Source organism: Acholeplasma oculi (assembly GCF_900166985.1).
GTDB lineage: Bacteria > Bacillota_I > Bacilli_A > Acholeplasmatales > Acholeplasmataceae > Acholeplasma > Acholeplasma oculi.
Window position 1 is genome coordinate 34,954 of the sequence record NZ_FUZK01000005.1, and the last position, 19,415, is coordinate 54,368.

Annotated in this window: 9 protein-coding genes and 1 tRNA gene; all 10 read left to right on the forward strand. The window is 31.4% G+C overall.

Features of this window, described 5'->3' with window-relative positions; genetic code table 11:
- Positions 1-103: 103 nt before the first annotated feature.
- The 10 genes from B5X49_RS07380 (at position 104) to B5X49_RS07425 (ending at position 19,302) form a co-directional block, all read left to right on the forward strand.
- Positions 104-10,108: a cadherin-like beta sandwich domain-containing protein gene (locus tag B5X49_RS07380; RefSeq protein WP_045748986.1), complete on the forward strand. Its 10,005-nt coding sequence runs from the start codon at positions 104-106 to the stop codon at positions 10,106-10,108.
- Position 10,109: 1 nt separating this feature from the next.
- Positions 10,110-11,393: a hypothetical protein gene (locus B5X49_RS07385; RefSeq protein WP_045748987.1), complete on the forward strand. Its 1,284-nt coding sequence runs from the start codon at positions 10,110-10,112 to the stop codon at positions 11,391-11,393.
- A 5-nt stretch (positions 11,394-11,398) separates the two neighbouring features.
- A complete protein-coding gene (locus tag B5X49_RS07390; protein WP_052669910.1) occupies positions 11,399-12,889 on the forward strand; it encodes a hypothetical protein in 1,491 nt (496 codons plus the stop codon).
- A gap of 3 nt (positions 12,890-12,892) precedes the next feature.
- Positions 12,893-14,554, forward strand: coding sequence for a DUF2357 domain-containing protein (locus B5X49_RS07395; protein WP_045748988.1), 1,662 nt, complete (start codon positions 12,893-12,895; stop codon positions 14,552-14,554).
- Between the two features lie 112 nt (positions 14,555-14,666).
- A tRNA-Cys gene (locus B5X49_RS07400) sits at positions 14,667-14,741 on the forward strand.
- A gap of 267 nt (positions 14,742-15,008) precedes the next feature.
- Entirely contained in the window at positions 15,009-16,307 is a 1,299-nt protein-coding gene (locus B5X49_RS07405) for an aldehyde dehydrogenase family protein (RefSeq protein ID WP_045748989.1), read from the forward strand.
- 14 nt (positions 16,308-16,321) lie between these two features.
- Positions 16,322-17,242, forward strand: a complete 921-nt coding sequence (locus tag B5X49_RS07410) for a carbohydrate kinase family protein (RefSeq protein ID WP_045748990.1) — start codon at positions 16,322-16,324, stop codon at positions 17,240-17,242.
- A gap of 12 nt (positions 17,243-17,254) precedes the next feature.
- A complete protein-coding gene (locus B5X49_RS07415; protein WP_045748991.1) occupies positions 17,255-17,683 on the forward strand; it encodes a P-loop NTPase family protein in 429 nt (142 codons plus the stop codon).
- An 88-nt stretch (positions 17,684-17,771) separates the two neighbouring features.
- The gene (gene tnpA, locus B5X49_RS07420; RefSeq protein WP_045748692.1) at positions 17,772-18,197 is read left to right on the forward strand and encodes an IS200/IS605 family transposase; all 426 of its coding nucleotides are present in this window, start codon (positions 17,772-17,774) and stop codon (positions 18,195-18,197) included.
- A complete protein-coding gene (locus tag B5X49_RS07425; protein WP_045749946.1) occupies positions 18,181-19,302 on the forward strand; it encodes an RNA-guided endonuclease TnpB family protein in 1,122 nt (373 codons plus the stop codon). The genes tnpA and B5X49_RS07425 overlap by 17 nt, the downstream gene beginning before the upstream one ends.
- Positions 19,303-19,415: the final 113 nt, after the last annotated feature.

A 19,415-nucleotide genomic window follows, 5' to 3' on the forward strand; every position in this document is an offset into this window, starting at 1 on the left:
GTTTTGTTTCTTAATAGGTTAACTAAGAGACAAAAACATATTCAAATTAACATATTAAGAAATTTAAAAACAATTTAAACATTTTTAGAAAGACAGGTATCATATGAAATATTTAAAACAATTCGGTGTATGGGTATACATCATCTTAATGACTGTACTAATAGTCTCAGTCGATAACAAAACATATGCGGCTGCAAGTGATTTTGAGTTTTGGATTCAAACCGAAACTGGAGAAAAAGAACTTACAAAAGCAGAATTAGAGGATTTAGCTACAAGTAATGGTGATTTATTAAAACTTGAAATCTGGGCCAAATCCGTTTCAACACCTAAAAACTTAGGTGCAATTGAGGCTACATTTATGAATCTAGATCCTAATTTAGAATATGTTGGAGCAACATGGACATACCAAGTTCGTCGTGTTTTTTCAGGGGTACCTCATGCAACAATTAAACAAGATGGGTATACTGATGTAAGTAATATTAGTGAAAAGAAAATTTCATTTTACACTTCAGGAAATGTAGTTGAAGCAAACAAGATGGATTTAGATATATCAACAAGTGGAGCGCGCTTAGGATTTGTAGAATTTTTCATTCTAGGAGAATTACCTGAGAGTTTTAAATTTGAGTTAGCATTTAACCCTGGATTGGTTGGAGACTGGTTAGGAAATAAATATAATGTTGCTAATTCAACAATAAAATCTTTTAATATAGGCATGCAAGCAGAAAATGCAGATCTTACAGCACTCTCTATCTTAGGGAATAATTCCAATACACAATATGTTAATGCATCCAATTTTACTGGAGTTGATGATACAAGTATTGATGTTTTACTCACTTACCAAGATAGTTTATCCGGTCTAACGATCACTCCAACTACAAAGAATGCTTCTGCAAGTGTCGCAATTGATACCATTACGACCCCAATACTATCTGGAAGCACAATTAATGTAACGGTAACCGACGGTAGCTTAGTGAAGGTTTACCAGATTAATGTGACTGTTACACCAATGAGTAATGAAAATAGTTTATTATCCATCAGTGCTAACGTAGGGACTTTAACCCCTGTTTTTAGTCAAGGAACTTTAAGCTATACATTAACACTACCTTATTCTAATAACCAGGTTACATTATCAGCAACTAAAGTCGATAGTAAATCTAAACTCTTTATTGATAATGTATTAAGAAGCTCATTTACTAAAACCAATTTACCTGTAGGAAATACGACGATTTCTTTTAGAGTAGAAGCAGAATCAGGATTAACAAAAACATATGATGTCATCATCCAAAGATTACCTGCATCCAGTCAGAAAGACTTAGATTTTTTAAAAATTAGTAATGTAGATATTTATAATGGGGATACAACATACAATCATGTCTTAGATGAAACCAAGACAACATTTAACTACAACATTAAAGCACTGGATGCTAAAGCAACCATCTTACTTTCATTAGATCAAGGTGTAAGCTATAGTGTTATTTCACAAAATGCAAACTCAGCAAGTTATAGTTTAAATAAGGGTGAATCTAAAACATTTAAATTTAAAGTAGTTGCAGAGGATCTATCTGAATTGATTTATACAGTTCATGTGAGTAGACCATTATCAAGTTTAACAGAACTTCAAAGTGTAGCTATTAAAGATGGTAGCCAAACTTTAACACTTACACCACTACAAGGTGTATATACATATAAACTAAATAGTCAATCTACATCACTTGAATTCTTAGTAGCTGCTAAAGAAGGTGGTTCTGTAGAAATTATACATAGTGAAGTCACTGGAACAGTGATGGATGTATCTGCTTTACCAGCAGGTACATATCCTGTCATTATAAAAGTAACATCAAGCGATGGACTACAAACTAAAGAATGGACTGTTCAAGTTGTCAAAGAATCTGATGAAAAAGAGATTACATCGGTTATTTTAAAAGACCGTTTAAACGGGTTTAATGATATTTCTAACTTTACGTTTGATGCATTAACCAATACATATTCAATGACACTTGGATTTAAAGAAATATCTCAAATTCAAATTGAATTACAATCTTCTCCATTAGCAATTATTAACCGTCAATCTGGTCCAACTTTAAATCAAAATGGAACAAATTATGTTATTGGGCAACATGACTTTGTAAATACAAGTCAAATGGGGACAATGCAACTTGTCGTTGATGTGGTTGCTCAAAATGGAACGGTTAAACAATATAAAATTGTCGTCAACAGACTTGCAGCAGAATCTATTAAAACGCTAGATAGTTTTTACATAGATTCAACACCTGTACCTAATTTTATCGGTGGACAATCTCCAATTTCTGGTGGATATGGAACAATTATTGTTCCAGGTGATACAGGTAATGTAAATGTCATTGTAGAAAAAACATCAGCAAAATCTACAGTAACTTATAATGGGTCTTTAAATCCAAATATCGCGCTTGAACGAGGCAAGGTTAAACTAGTTACTGTCCGTGTCACTGCAGAAGATAGTACATATTATGAATACCAAGTCAATGTTTTAGCGGCTAATACAAATAATCAAATCACAAACATCTTAGTTAGAAATCATTTAGGTCAAGCATTACCTTTGGTTTTTAATCCTACAACACTTGTTTATGAAATCTTAGTGGATTACCCTACAACATTTATTAACATTGAAGTCATTACACCAACAGACTCTAGATCCGTTGTCACTACGGGTGGTGATGAAACAGGTACTAAGAACTTGATTCAAGGTTTAAACACGATTAAAGTGTTTGCAACATCAGAATCTGGTACAAAAGGTACAGAATATACATTACGTGTTACAAGATCATATGCAAGAACTGAAAATAGTTTAGAAACACTTCAACTTTCATCTAGTGGTTTGATTCATAACTTATCACCACAATTTAATCCATCTATTTTATCGTATACATTAAGAGTTGACGATAATATTTCTAATATTACAGTTTCTGCAACAACCAAAGATAATGGTTCTAAAATTATATCAGGTCTTGGTGTTCACAACCTAACCAGTGGACAAACAACAATGATTAGTGTTGTTGTTCAATCAGAGTCTGGAGTGAATAAAACATATATTATAGAAGTTAAAAGAGCCAATCAGATATCTACCTTAGATCATGTTGTCATTGATGGGTTAACATATCCTGTGATATCAACATTTAATGGCTATGTTCTTGAATTAAGTAAAGTGAATTATTCTAAGAACTCCATGCAAGTTCAAATTATCTTATCCGATATAAAAGCAAGTTTCCAAACAAGTACAAATTACTCAGGTGGTGTGTTTAACTTAGTAGATGGTGTGAATGAACTCATCATCACAGTAACTGCTATGGATGGAACGGTTCATCCAAACCAATATATAATCAGAGTAGAAAGACAAGCACCTGATTTAACAAAATCTTTAAGTGGACTTGAAGTATTAGCACAAGGAAGTGGTGCGAATTTAATTAGTGGTTTCTCACCAACCCTATATAGTTATGCGATACGTGTCAATCATAATATTACACAAGTAACCATCAATCCTACATTAACAAGTGTAAACTCAAGTTATACCATTACACCAGGACCTGAATTAACAACACTCACTCTTTATCCTACCAATACAACATTTGTCATCAGAGTTTATGATCAAACAGGTGTTGGATATAGAGATTATACTGTTGTTGTTATGAGAGCAGATGATAACCAAGAAATCAATAACATCACAGCAAATGCTGGTTCACCATTTACATTTAATAAAACTCAAACAGATTATGACTTGGGTTCTTTAATGTACTCTCATCAACAAATTACATTTAATATTCAAAAGGCTTCCATGTGGTCAACGATTTTAATTAATGGTGAACCTAAAGTGAGCCCTTATGTTGTTTCATTAGTTCCAGGACTTAATGAAATTACGATACAAGCTGTTTCAGAATATGGTACAGATGGCCTTATTTATACATTTCAGGTCTACCGTTTAGAACCTTCTAATGACACGTCATTAAAGGATTTATTAGTGAGTTATCAAGGAACTAAACTGATAGATGAAAAAACACCAGTTGCAAATCAACTCTATACCCTACGTGTGGACAGAAATATTAGTTTCGTTGATATTACTTATTTGAAGGGGCATTCCAATCAACAAATTACAGTGAGTCCTCAAAATGGAGGTTCAATTACTGCAGGTGCAATCAATAACTTTACGATTACAGTGACTGCAGAAGATATGGTTACAGTCAGTTATTATCGCATACAAATCATATCTAAAAATGATGATTCTGATTTCTCAAATATTAAAATAGATGGTGTTGCTATTACAGATATAGCAACCTATGATGATTTAAGAAAAACATATGTACTCAATGACGCATTTAATTTTAATCAATTAACAGTTGAAATCAGTGCAGTTAAACAAGATAGTTATTCCGTATTAACAGGCGTTGGAACAAAAACATTAGTCCATGGCTTTAACCGATTTGAAATTTATAATACATCAGAGTATGGTACAAAATCGGAGTCCGTATTTATTGAGTTAACCAGAAGAATACCTCAAACCGATTCAACACTTGAAAATTTATCTGTTAAAGATTTATCATTTGATAATGGATTAGTGTTCCACCCAAATACATATAATTATGTCATTACTTTACCAAGTTCGGATACAAGAACAACGATAGAAATATTGGCTACTTTAGGTGCAACACCATTAAATCAAAAGACATTCTCAGGTAAAACTGGTGTACAAAGTTTACCATCTGATGCGAGTTTTAATGTGAGTTTCCAAATCACTGTAAAGGCCGAAGATCAAAGTCAATCAATTTATACAATCAATGTGTTAAAGAATGCAAGTTTAAGTCAAGATGCAAGTATTAAAGAAATTATCATTGATGGTGTTACTTATGATGTAACAGATTTTACGAATAAAGTTTTAGATTTAGGATCTGTTATCTTTTCAAAACAAACCATTCAAATTGATGTAATTCCAAATGACCCACTGGCTAAAGCACAAGGTCATATCGGAATTTATACACTCAATGGTACAGGTATTCACCAATTTAAATTTAAGGTTGTTGCTCAAGACGGTATTCATGGACTCTCTGATGAATATACGATACAACTGATCAAATTAAGTCAAAGTAGTGATCACTCATTAAATAGTTTATCACTTGAAATTGACGGTATTGAATATATCAATAATTTTAATAAAGATACATTAAATTACCGTGTTGAATTAAGTGGAAATGCATTAAACACTGTCTTAGATGCAACCAAAAACCATCCAGGTGCTCAGCTTACAGGTGATTTAGGTAGTTTTGTTATTAGTAGAGGAGAACATATCTATAAAGTATTTGTTACTGCTGAGGATGGAACGAAGAGAACGTATACCATTACTGTGGTTGTAAAAAGTGACGATGTTGAATTAGAGTCTAATCATGTTGAACTTTTATATCAACAAACAAATCTATATACTTCATTTGATCCATCACTTACAAACCAATTGGTTTTTGAAGTGGATTATCAAGTATCTTTCGTTCAACTCAATGTAACTTTACCACTTGGTGCTACTTTAGTAACCAACAATCAATTATCCATTTATGATTTAACACCAGGTGTTGTTAAAATTATTGAAGTTCAAGTTCAATCTGAATCTGGTGTTTTAGGCATGCGTTATCAAATCAGTGTTTTAAGAAAAACTGCAAGCAGTGAAAACAGACCACATGAATTAAGTGTTGTTATTGGTACGGATACTTATGAATTAGATACTCAAAAACAATTTCATAAATTAACACTACCAGATACAGTGAGTGCACTTAGAGTAGATGCAGTACTTGCACTGAACTCAACTGCAACAGGTCTTGGAAACTATTCAAATGTAACAGATGGAATGACAATTCCACTGGTCTTTAGAGCAGAAAACATGGATGTACTCACATACATGATTGAAATCGACTTAAAATCAACGAATCATAGTTTTAAAGAAATTCAAGTGAATGGGGTAAATCGTTTAGCTGATTTTAATGCAAGCTACATGCTAAACTTAGGCAATGTTCCTTATAGTGTAGATACGCTTAATCTCTTTGGTATCTTAAATGATTCATTAGGTACAGTCATTGGAAATCAAAGCTATACACTTGCATTAGGTATTAATACAATTACCATTCAAGGTGTATCTGAATTTGGTACACAAGGCCCTATCTATACAATTTTAATTAACCGTGCAAATCCAGATAATCAAAACACACTCTTTAGTTTAGAAGTACTACATAATGGATTAGCAATTCCATTTAATGAAGGTGCTTTTGATCCTACTAAACTACAATATACAATTACATTAAATCCTGATTCTACAATCACTCAAATTTTTGTAGATGCAGTTGCCAGTAACCCAAATTATCAACCAACTGGAACTGGTGAATATACACTAGATATTATAGGTGGTATGATTCATAAAGTGATTATGGTTTCTGTAAAGAGTGAGGATAACATCACTAAAACGTATCAAATCACAATAACTAAGAATGCTCCAAATCAATTAAGTTCAGAACATGAACTCAATGTCGATGATGTGAAACTGATCCATCAAGGAATGAATTACATTACATTTGATTCAACACAAGAGATTCAACCCAAAGTGTTTGTTCCATATAGTGTAACAGATGTTCGATTTGAAGTGGTTTTACCTTCTAAAGCAACACTTGTTATAGGAACCAATTATAAAACATATACACTTTCACCTTCAAATGAAATCATCATTGAATTCCAAGTTCAAGCAGAAGATCAAACATTAGGCAAGCTTTATCAAATCACCGTAGAACGCATAGCAGGTTCTGCTGAAAACACATTAGATTCCTTAACAATTAATTTTGGAAATGATGTCATTACACTCGATCCAAATGTTCTTAAACATACCATTAATATACCGCTTGATATAGAAGAAGTGATTATCGACGGTACATTAAAACCAGGTTCTACAGTCATTGGATTGGGCGTAAAAGATTTAACAAAATCCAATATATTTATCATCAGTGTGACATCAGAAACAGGTGTTAGAAATGATTATATTATTGAAATTAAACAACTCTCCGATTTAAATACTTTAGAGTCTATTAAAATTCAAGGTATTGAACGTATAGAAGATTTTAATGCGTATCAATTAAGTATTGAAGTACCTTATCAAATGACATCTATCTCAATCCTATTAAAAGCAAACGACTTAAAAGCAAGTCTTTTTGGTGATGGATCAAAATCACTGAATGTTGGGATAAATGAGATAAAAATTTATGCAGTATCTGAAAGTGGTATTAAAGGTATTGAATATACATTAGTAGTTACTAGAAAACAAGCATCCAATAATAATTATTTAAGTGATTTAATTGTTACAGATAGTGATACAGGTGACTTATTAACCCTTTCACCCGTATTTAATAAAGATAATACCTATTATGTAATTAATTTAAGTGCTTTTCCAAATATCAAAAATATTCATATCGATGGATTAGCTGAGTCACTGGATTCAACTGTCATTGGATTCGGATATAAAGTATTACTTGCACAAACAGGAGCAAGCAGTCAAACATTTAGTGTGATGGTTATATCTCAAAGTGGATTATCCAGAACCTATGATATTGTTGTACAAAGAGCAGTAAATCCAGATGATGATTATAGCGTATCGTTCTTAAGTTTGATTGGAAATGATCACATCAATTATTTAGGTACAAAAGATGCATCTAAAACTTTCTATAATCATGTGTTAACGTATGAAATTACAGTACCTTACATGGTTACGAGTTTAAATCTAACAGTAAGTAATACCAATGGTGCTGTACCAAGTAGACAAGGAACCATTTTATTAGAAAGTGACTATCAACTACGCACCACCATTACATTTACAATGACATCTAAAACGGGGTTAATTTCACCTGTTTATACAATTTATGTTGAAAGAATGGCACCAAGTGATGATGTTACATTAAAATCTATTGAAATCAATGGTGTTTTAATTGATGGATTTGATCCTGAGGTTACACAGTATGAAATGACAGTAGACTCACAAATTGTTCAAGAAATGAATATTGTTGCAACTAAAAACAATGCACTTCAAACATTAATTGGAACATCAGGTATCATTCATATTTCAAGAGGTGTAAATATTCATACATTTAAAGTGATTTCTGAAAGTGGTCTTGAAAGAATTTATTCTATTAAGATTACATCGTTAAGTTTTGCTAATGATCTTCTTAGTCTATCTGTTAAAAATCAAGTGATGACACCTTCATTTGATCCAGATCAACTGATTTATGAATTGACGGTCGATTATACAGTTTTAACCATTGAAATACTAGGAACACATTCACCTTATGCAACTATAGTAGGTCATGGTGTGAAATCCTTACAAGTAGGACTTAATGTATTTGAAGTTTATGTCATGAGTGAGGCGAATACCAAGGGTGAAGTTTATATTTTAGAAGTTCACAGAAGCGAACCAAGTAGTGATGCAACATTAAAGAATTTAACAGTAAAAGAGTCCTTATTAGGTAATGTGATTTCATTTAATCCAGGATTTAATAAAGATATTACAAATTATGTTATTCAAATACCAACAGGTGTTAATCTATCCGTATTATTTATTGAAGCAGAAGCAAGCAATGCCAATGCATGGGTCAGTGGTACAGGTGTAAGAATTCTAGACGGATTAGTTACTGGAGATTATCATACCATTTTAGAAGTTACAGTACTTGCTCAAGACGGAACTTTAGGAGTCTATAGAATTTCTGTTTACCGTGCAGTTGATTTAAACAAAGATATCTCTATAACAAATATCTCACTAGAAGATAATCAAGGTATCAAACACCTAGGATTAACAGATACATTTGAATATGTCTTTGATCCAAGTATTTATTTATATGAAATTGAAGTACCATTCTCAATTACATCCACTCAGTTAACCATTGAAACATCTAGTGCACTTGTTTATGGGGCAGGATTAAAAACATTTGGAAATAACGATGAAATCCGATATGCATTTTATATTGTATCTTTAGATGGCACAGTACAATCGGATATGTATCAAATTATTGTTACAAGAAGTGTTGCAGAAATTGATAATAATTTAAGTGGAATCTTTATAGATGGCGCATTAATTGATGGATTTGACCCATCAGTCTTAAACTATCAAGTGATGATTCCTGTTCACTTAAAAGATAGTATTGAGTTATCTGCAACTAAAGCATCAGATTCATCCTCAGTAACAGGGGATTTAGGAAGTATCACATTAATACCTGGAACACATGTTTACTCCATCAATGTTACGAGTCAAAAAGGTGAGATTAAAACTTATACCCTTACAATCTCTTATGTAGAATCTAATGCATTATTAGAGGAGTTAATCATTCGTACAACGAATCAAGAAACATTTAATTTAGCAACATCTGATTTACTAGAGTCGTTAAACTTTAGTAGTGAAGAGATGGTATATAGAATCACAGTCGGTGAGGATACGACATGGATTCATTTAACAGGTGCAGCAGTCGATACCGTTGGTGCACAAATCATGGGCTTTGGTACATATCAACTCACATCAGGTGTTACAGATATTACAATTTATGTACGTTCTGCAGACCAACTTGAAACACTAGCTTATAAGATATATGTAACAAAAACATATATACCAAGTAATGATGCAAGCCTTAAAGATTTAGTATTAAATGGTAGTAAGCTTGAAATGGATGCTGAACAAAATATGTACCACATTCAAATTAAGTCAGGGGATTCAAGTATTGCACTAGACGCTAGTGCATTCCATCCAAGAGCTAAAGTGTCTATCCTAAATCACCAAGGTGGTCAAGACCTATCACAAAATCTATCGACAACAATTGATAATTTAGGATATGGACCGAATGTTTATATGATTAAGGTTGAAGCAGAAGATGGTAGTGTCTTATTCTATCAACTCGTTATTGAAAGAGACGAAGCATCTAATGAGTTTGTTATACTCTTGTTGATATCTATATTCTTATTATGGGTTGCAACTATTGTTTATATCATCATTAAAGAACAAAAATCAAAAGATCAAAAGCAATCCATCGATAAAGATTTCTTCAAGAGAAATCATCGTATGCATATGAGGAAGTAAGATGTATATACTACTTAGTCAAACAGAAAACATGGTATTTACATTTTTAGGCGTTTTATTATTGACCTTAGGTATCTACCTTGTTTATAAAAAAATATATAAAGAACGATTAAAATATCAAAAACAACATGCGATTAACCACACGGTTTTAATATCCAAAAATGATTTGAGCTATCAAATGATGGAGGATAATGAGCATAAGAAAAACCTATATAAGACAGCAATCTACATAGAGATCCACGATTTTTTCCATGTCATTCGACATATGAAGAAAAATGGAATCTCTATGTACCTAGAGTGCTTTTCCAAAGAAATTGAAAAAATTATAAAAAATGGATTTCTAATCTCCTTAAATGAAGATGATGACGGTTTCTTAATCTATATACACAAATTTGTTAAGTTAGAAGAATTAAAAGAAATCATCAAAGAGATTCAACAAATCTCTCAAAAAGGGATTTACTTAACTGAGGAATTCTTCATTAAAAGAAGTCTAAGAATTACGTATCATACATATCAACATAAAAAAGATTTCTTAAGCTTCATACATGATTTAAAGCGTTCAACAGCACTTTTATTAGAACAAAATGAGTGGACTTCTAATTTAAAAGACACGAAAACCTTAGATACCTTTCATCATGAAATGTATTTAAAATATAAAGCGAGTTTTTATAAAGAAAGATTCCAAATTACTTACAAACTCATAAAAAACAGTGTAAACCCTAAAAATTGCTGGATACAACCGATATTCCAATTGGAAAACTTAAAAATAGAAGATGCATTTAAAGAAGCTAAACACCATCATTTGATGACTTATTTGACACATCAATACTTAAGTTTGATATTTAAAGAGTTTAAAAAGTTAAAAGAAAAAGATTGGGATACGATACTGGTGATCAAAATTGACCAAGCTTATTTTAAACAAAACAGTGTATCCTCATTTAAAGAGTTTATCGGTAGATATTTCATCAGATTAAATGATATATATATTGACTTAATTGGAGTACCGGATGCTGAACTAATTCATCAAATACGACAACAAGATTTATGTATCATTGGCTTAAGTGAACATAGAGAAACAATATTTGATATTGTTAAGACCAATGATTCAAAAGAGATTCCTAAGTTACTTAGTCAAGGACAATTGGTTTGGTATAACGGGTATCAAAAGATTTTAATGGACTCAGAGGATGATAAGTTATTTATCACATCTCATGAGGTAGAAAAAGGGATAAACTTAGAGGAACTCATCAGTCAAAATCCCCAAGATTTAGGAAAGGTTCGTTGATTAAAATGGAAAAATTTAGCACTTGGTTTATTGCATTTATAGAAAAACTATTTAAACATTTTATAGAGTTTTTTGGAGGATTTTTCCAATTACTTTACCGTGTTTTTGTAGATAACTTAATGATGTACTTTAATGATTATTATGAGGCATCACAAACATTTACCTTAATAGATTGGATATTATCTTTTATAGCAATTTTATTAATGGTTTTATTAGTCACTGGATTTGGAATTATCGTATTTCAACTTTTTAGGAAGTATGTAAGATTCTTAAAAAACCAGTATGAAAAAGAAGCTTTAATTGAAGAGATTGATAGTTTAAAATATCAGGTAAATTATTTACTGGATGAAAAACATGCAATGATGTCATTATCTCAAGAAAACTTTGATACAACTGTTGAATCAGAAGTTCTAGGTCGCTTTACTAGACTTAAACTGATTGATGAAAAATATCAATATAAACCCCTGATTGTACCCGCTTTAAAAGAACCTATTTCATTATCTGAGTTAGTCGATCGATTCATTAACTTTTCTGCAAGTCAGTTAAATTTATACTATACAAGAAAAGTTGTATCCGTGTTCTTTGCTGGTATGGCATCGAGTCAAACACTTGTTTTAGAAGGTATTTCGGGTACAGGTAAAACCTCACTTCCTTATGCTATGGGTAAATTCTTTAAAAATGATGCAAGTATTATATCCGTTCAACCATCATGGAGAGATAGAAGTGAGATGATGGGATTCTTAAATGAATTTACAAAGAAGTTTAATGAAACAGACTTTTTAGAATCTCTATATGAAGCATCTTTTAGAAATGATGTAGATATTATTGTATTAGATGAAATGAACTTAGCACGTGTGGAATACTACTTTGCAGACTTTTTATCTATTCTTGAAATGCCTAATCCTGAGGAATGGGTATTAGGAATTGTACCTAATGAAGTTGAAAATGATCCAATTCATTTGAAAAAGGGTAAACTAAAAATTCCTAGAAATGTTTGGTTTGTAGGAACTGCCAATAGAGATGACTCCACCTATGCAATTACAGATAAAGTTTATGACCGTGTGGCTTCCATTGAAATGAATGAGAAATCTACACCGATTGATGCACCTTACACAGAAGGTATTCAAATGCCTTATGATGCGTTAAAACGTTTGTTTAAGGATGCACTAACAACCAATCAAGTGAACGAGGATTTACTTTATCGTTTAGAAACACTGGATCAATTTATTGTTGATAATTTTCAAATTGCATTTGGTAACCGTATAACTAAACAGATTCAAAACTTTATCCCTGTTTATGTTGCATGTGGTATGGACCAAGTAGATGGACTAGATTATTTAATTGCTAGAAAAGTGATTCGTAAATTTGAATCCTTAAACCTACCGTTTTTAAAAAGAGAATTAGAAGAACTTATTGACATGTTAAACCAACTCTTTGGAGAAGATGGTTTCAAATACTCCAAGAAAATGATTCAAGACTTCCTAAAAAGAGTGTAGTGTATGAAAAGACATTATGATTTATCACTTTATTATGAACTTTTAGAAAGTTATTTTAATCAACTCGAAAAAGAAACAGATTTTGTATCTTATTTTTATGATGCCTATTTTAATGGGAAAAATGATGTATCGTTAGTTGAAGAGGTTGAACTTAGAAAGTTTAACCAAGACTGGTTAAAACAAATAGAGTCTTACTTTCCTTCAATTGATAGAATCACTAAGAATATGAAGTCTCATCTAAGATTTGAGTCTGAAATTATACCGGTTGAAAAGGTTAAACAAATCGATAGTGAATCCATTAAACATTTAAGCCAACATACAGAGTATATTCGAAGTATGGATCAAAATGAAATTATTCCAGAAAAATTAAAGACACCAAAATCAGACGTTGAATTCGATTTATATGAAAATAGATTTGTAACGACATTGATTTTTAGATTAAGAGATTTCTTAAATCGTAAAATCAATGATATGGAAAAGAAACTCCATGATGAAAGAAGATTAACGTTAAAATCTGGAAGTAAGTTTAGTTTTAATGACTCAAACTATGTATTAAATCTAGATATCAAACAAACGGATGATTTAGGTCCGGGTACTTATTATCACGAAAATCTAGAAATGATCGAACAAACAAAAAGATTGTATCAATTAGTGAGTAACTTAATACATACACCTTTTGTACAAACGATGAAGAAATATAAAACAGTTACACCTCCAATCGTTAGAACTCAAATGATTCAAAAGAATCCAGATTTTACCAATGCTTATCATTTATGGACCTATATGGATAGATTGCATGAAATGAAATTTGGTGAAGAAATTACACATACTAAAAAGAATCTATCGACATCTTATATGGAAGATATCGATAGGTTTCATTTACATTCCATTTCTACCTTAATCGCACACGATATGGGTAAAGAACATATACATGACTTATTTGTCGATGATTCCTATCAAATGGATAAGGATTTAATACCAGTAAATTTAATAGATCCTATAGACTTTTCTAAAGCAAAAGGTTATCAATTGGACACGGAGTATCTAAAGCATCGAAAAGACTTCTTTAAGAAACGATTGATCAAACTTGAAGAGACATTTAAAAAGTCTATAGAAACAAAACTAATTCTAGAAAGACTTCATGAAGAAATTAATGATGTATATCAAGACTTAATGGATAAGATGTTTCAAGATGCTGATACTGCCGAGAAAAAAGAGAATTTACTTGAAGTCATTGATATCATTAGAACTATCAAAGAAAAAGATTATCAAGACCTCTTAAATAAAGAGTTATCGATTCGAAAAGAATTAACCGACAATCATCAACATATCATCTTTGAAGAGAAGAAAAAACTGAGTCAAGATTCATTTGATCAGTTAAATCAACTTGAAAAAGAATTGGATCAAGCATATAGAGAGAAGAAAGATGGATTTAAATCTTATGTTCTAAAAGAAACAGCAAGTTTAAGTGAAAGTGTTGAATCTCTTAAGAAAGAACAAAGTCAAAACATTAATGAAACACTAAAATCAATTAGAAAAGCATCTGATCAAGTATTTGAAATTAAGAAAAACAAACTTTTAGATAAACATCAAAAACGTATGAAAAAACTTGAACAAACAATAGATTCAAAGCCAATGGTTCAATCTAGAAAAAAACAAAAATAATATCAAGAAAACAATAAGTATGATGAAATCCTGTAACTTTAACAAGCTTTTAGATTCTTCATACTTATTGTTGACAATTGGTATCTCAAAACGTATAATATAATAGCGCTTTGGCCCCGTAGCCAAGTGGTAAGGCACGAGTCTGCAAAACTTTGATGCGTCGGTTCAAATCCGATCGGGGCCTCCAAAACAAACTTAAATTGGTTCGATAAAACGAACTTGTTAAAACAAATTAATGCCCATCTAGGGCATTTTTTGTTTTTAAGGAACCTATCATCAATATAATAAAACACCTTTCAGAGGCAAAAAATAAAAAAATAAAAGTTTTTCTTTACTAGAGGCAAAAAAACGAATTGATACGGTCATATACAAAATCGTTTATAATATATTTAGACATCAACATTCAATCATGTTGTCATCTATCATGCAAGAATCACTATAAGGGAGTATAATCATGGACTATTTAACAAGACTAAACTATTTAAAATCATTGAAAAAAACAATTTTGAAATATGAACCAGAGATTAAACAAGCACTTTTTGAAGATTTAGGTAAATCCAGTCAAGAAAGTTATTCAACTGAGATTGGAATTGTATTATTAGAATTAAGTTTATTTATAAAGAAACTTAAGAAATGGATGAAACCAAAAAGAGTAAAATCAAGCCTCATTGCTTTCCCTTCTCGATCCTTTATATATCCTGAACCATTCGGGAAAGTCTTAATCATTGGTCCTTGGAATTACCCATTCCAACTTATTTTGATGCCGTTAATTGGGGCAATAGCAGCAGGAAACCAAGTTGTTGTTAAACCATCTGAATTTGCTATAGAAACAGAACATATCATCAAAACAATCATAAAAGAAGTGTTTACTGAGGATGTAGTTCAAGTGGTTTCTGGAAACCACTTGGTCAGTCAAGAGTTATTAGAAAAACAATTTGATTATATATTCTTTACAGGTAGTGAAAAAGTAGGTAAAGTTGTTATGCAAGCAGCAAGTAAACATCTAACACCAGTAACATTAGAACTTGGTGGTAAAAGCCCTTGTATCATAGTCGATACGAAAGATATTCAACTTGCAGCTAAAAGAACAGCATTTGGAAAACTTATCAATGCTGGTCAAACCTGTATTGCACCAGATTATGTTTTGATTCAAGAAAAAGATAAAGAACAATTTATTAAGTATTTTATTGAGGCTACCGAATCATTTTATGGAAAAGATCCATTAAATACATTAGATTATCCTAAGATTATTCATCAAAGACATCATGAGCGATTAAAAAATTTGATGAATGGTCAAGAAGTTATTTATGGTGGTCAATATTCAGAAACAAAAATAGCACCTACCCTGCTTATACCTAAAAAAGATTCACCTATAATGGAAGAAGAAATATTTGGTCCAATACTACCTATACTTACCTTTAAGGATTTATCCGAAATACCTAAATTAGTCATAGATAAGCCATTAGCTTTATATCTTTTTACAGACAATAAAGATGTTAAGGACTATATTATTACCAAAATACAGTCTGGTGGTATGACGATAAATGATACATTAATGCATTTCAGTAATCACCATTTAGGGTTTGGTGGCGTTGGAAAAAGTGGTATGGGAACGTATCATGGTAAACATAGTTTTGATACGTTTACGCATTATAAACCTGTTTTATTTAAAAGTAAATTAATCGATATATCTTTTAAATACCTACCATCTAGCAAACAAAAAGAATCCATCATTAAAAAAATACTTAAGTAAATTGAGGTTAAGCTATGTATCAAATATATGCTATGGGAGAAATGTTAATAGACTTTACATTAAATCCAAAAAAATTATTTGTTCCTAATCCAGGTGGTGCACCAGCAAACCTTTGTGTTGCTGTTAAAAAACTGGGTGGTGAAAGTGCACTAATTACTTCACTTAGTCAAGATTACTTTGGAAACTTTTTGATGGATACTTTAATAACACATCAAGTTGATACCAGATATATTACCAGAGTTCAAGATAAAACAATGCTTGCATTTGTGACACTCGATTCAAATAATGATCGTTCATTTAAGTTTTACGATGAACATACTGCAGATAAAAAGCTAAGTATCAAACCTCTTGAATCAACAATCTTCCAAAAAGACTATTTTCATTTTTGTTCAGTAAGTTTACAAAACAAGCAAAATATAAATGCACATTTGAAAATGATAAAAAAGATAAAAGACCATAGTGGTTTAGTAAGTTTTGATCCTAATTTGAGATTAAGTCTCTGGAAACATAAAGAAAAGTTAATGGATACGGTTTGGAAATTCATTGAGTTATCAGATATCGTTAAAGTTTCAGAAGAAGAACTTAAATTTTTAACAAATCTTGATGAAGCAAAAGCAATCGAATCATTCTTCTTAAAACCTATTCGTATGCTTATAATAACCAGAGGTAAGGATGGTGCAACACTTATCACCAGACAAAAACGATATGATCAGCATGCCAAACCTGTAACTGTAATGGATACAACAGGTGCAGGAGATGCATTTATGGGTGCATTCTTGTATCAACTACAACAACAAAAAATAGATACTTCAAATCTACTAACGGTTGATTATTCAAATATTTTGAGTTTCTCAACAGACATTGCTACAAAATCAGTCCAACATGTAGGAGCGATACCTTCTTATATTTTTGATGATGTATCGAGTAAAAAGTAAAGGAATGTATCAATGAAAATATCTGTTGTAGGTTTTAGTGGAAGTGGCAAATCAAGTTTTGCATATAAACTTAGTCAATTGTATCAAATTGATGTGACATATATTGATAAGCTTCAATTTCTCACCAATTGGGAGGAAAGAGATTCGAGTATCAGAAATATGTTGTTAGATGAAGCTATTGAAAAAGACTCATTTATCATCGATGGGAACTATCAGTCCATCGGTATAAAACGATTTGAACAATCAGACCATATCTTCATCTTTAATTTCAACCGATGGAAATGTCTTTATGGTGCAGTTCTAAGAAGAATAAAATATCATGGGAAAACAAGAAGAAGTATGACTGAAGGTAATAAAGAAAAGCTTGATTTTGAGTTTATATGGTGGATTCTTTTTAACAATTTCATCAAGAAGTCCCCTTCCTCTATAGGTGGGGGATGAATTGATTTTTTATAGTATACTATGATCAGATTTATGGTATAATATATTAAATAAACCATTCAGTATAAAAGTTAAGGGGCGCTCTAATATGAAGAATTTCGATAACAATAACCATTCAGTATTCAAATTAAACTTTCACCTTATTTTGGTTATAAATTATCGAAGAGAAGTCCTTGATGAGAAGATATCGAATCGACTTAAAGAAATTTATATAAATATAGCAAAGACATATAACATCTCCTTACAAACTTGGAATCATGATGTGGACCATGTTCACATACTTTTTACGGCACACCCTAATAGTGAGATTTCAAAATTTATTAATGCCTATAAATCAGCATCTTCAAGGTTAATTAAAAAGGAATTTCCAAGTATTAAGAAATTTTTATGGAAAGAAGCTTTTTGGAGTAAAAGTTTTTTATTACTAACAACTGGTGGTGCACCTACTGAAGTTTTAAAACAGTACATTGAAACGCAGGGGGAAGACTGTGAAAAAAATGCATATAGCATATAAATTTAGGATATATCCAAACCCTGAACAACAAATCTTAATAACTAAAACACTAGGTGCTTGTCGTTTTATTTGGAATCAGATGTTATCAGATAAAATCGCTCACTATGAATCAACTAAAGAGATGTTATATAATACGCCAGCTCGTTATAAAGAGGCTTTTAGTTTCTTAAATGAAGTGGACTCATTGGCACTAGCTAATCGTCAACTTCATCTAGAACGTGCATTCAAGTCCTTCTTTTCAAAACAAACCAGTTTTCCTAACTTTCAAGCAAGAAAGAAAGATTATGGTTATACTACAAATATAGTGAATGGAAATATCAAAGTTTTAGATGGATTTATAAAATTACCTAAACTAGGCTTAGTTAAGTTAAAGAAACATCGACACATACCAGAAGACTATAAACTACGATCAGTGACGGTATCTAAAAGTAAAACAGGTAAATATTACATTTCAATCTTATTGGATTATGAAACAGTCATATCACCATGTGAAGTAAAAACTACTATAGGTCTTGATTTTGATATGACAAACTTTTATGTAGACAGTGAAGGTAATCGATATGCTTATCCGGAAAGTATCTTGTTGGACCAACAAAAACTTAGAAGGCTTCAGTCAAGCCTATCTAGAAGATACCAACCGAATAAGAAACAAAAAGATCAAAGTAAGAACTATTTTAAACAACAACATAAAGTAGCAATACTTCATGAGCGTATAACAAACAAACGTCTAGATTTTTTACATAAACTATCAGATTCGATAGCCAAGACATCAGATAGTGTAAGTATAGAAACGCTAGACCTTAAGCAGATGGCAACCAGTAACAAACATTACGCTAAACAGATTTCAAGATTTGGTTGGTATAAATTTATCACCTTACTTGAATACAAGTTAAACAGATTAGGTAAAACACTAGTTAAAATAGATAAGTGGTATCCATCGAGTAAAATGTGTAGTAGATGTGGTCACTTAAAAACAGAGTTAAAACTAAGTGAACGTATATATAGTTGTGAGCATTGTAGACAAAATATGGACCGAGACTATAATGCAGCAGTCAATATAAGAAATAAGGGTTTAGAACTACTTAAAGTTGAAAACTTAGCATAAGTTATTAGAACCGTAGGAACTACGGGGATAGCCTACTGAGACACTAAAGAATACTTTAGTTTGGGTAGGAAGCCCCCACTTCAACATAAAATGTTAAGTGGTGGGTAGTTCAC

What these genes read in the sequence shown, in the direction of transcription:
- B5X49_RS07380 (WP_045748986.1), top strand. Translation starts at nt 104, where the DNA reads ATGAAATATTTAAAACAATTCGGTGTATGGGTATACATCATCTTAATG.
- B5X49_RS07385 (WP_045748987.1), top strand. Translation starts at nt 10,110, where the DNA reads ATGTATATACTACTTAGTCAAACAGAAAACATGGTATTTACATTTTTA.
- B5X49_RS07390 (WP_052669910.1), top strand. Translation starts at nt 11,399, where the DNA reads ATGGAAAAATTTAGCACTTGGTTTATTGCATTTATAGAAAAACTATTT.
- B5X49_RS07395 (WP_045748988.1), top strand. Translation starts at nt 12,893, where the DNA reads ATGAAAAGACATTATGATTTATCACTTTATTATGAACTTTTAGAAAGT.
- B5X49_RS07405 (WP_045748989.1), top strand. Translation starts at nt 15,009, where the DNA reads ATGGACTATTTAACAAGACTAAACTATTTAAAATCATTGAAAAAAACA.
- B5X49_RS07410 (WP_045748990.1), top strand. Translation starts at nt 16,322, where the DNA reads ATGTATCAAATATATGCTATGGGAGAAATGTTAATAGACTTTACATTA.
- B5X49_RS07415 (WP_045748991.1), top strand. Translation starts at nt 17,255, where the DNA reads ATGAAAATATCTGTTGTAGGTTTTAGTGGAAGTGGCAAATCAAGTTTT.
- tnpA (WP_045748692.1), top strand. Translation starts at nt 17,772, where the DNA reads ATGAAGAATTTCGATAACAATAACCATTCAGTATTCAAATTAAACTTT.
- B5X49_RS07425 (WP_045749946.1), top strand. Translation starts at nt 18,181, where the DNA reads ATGCATATAGCATATAAATTTAGGATATATCCAAACCCTGAACAACAA.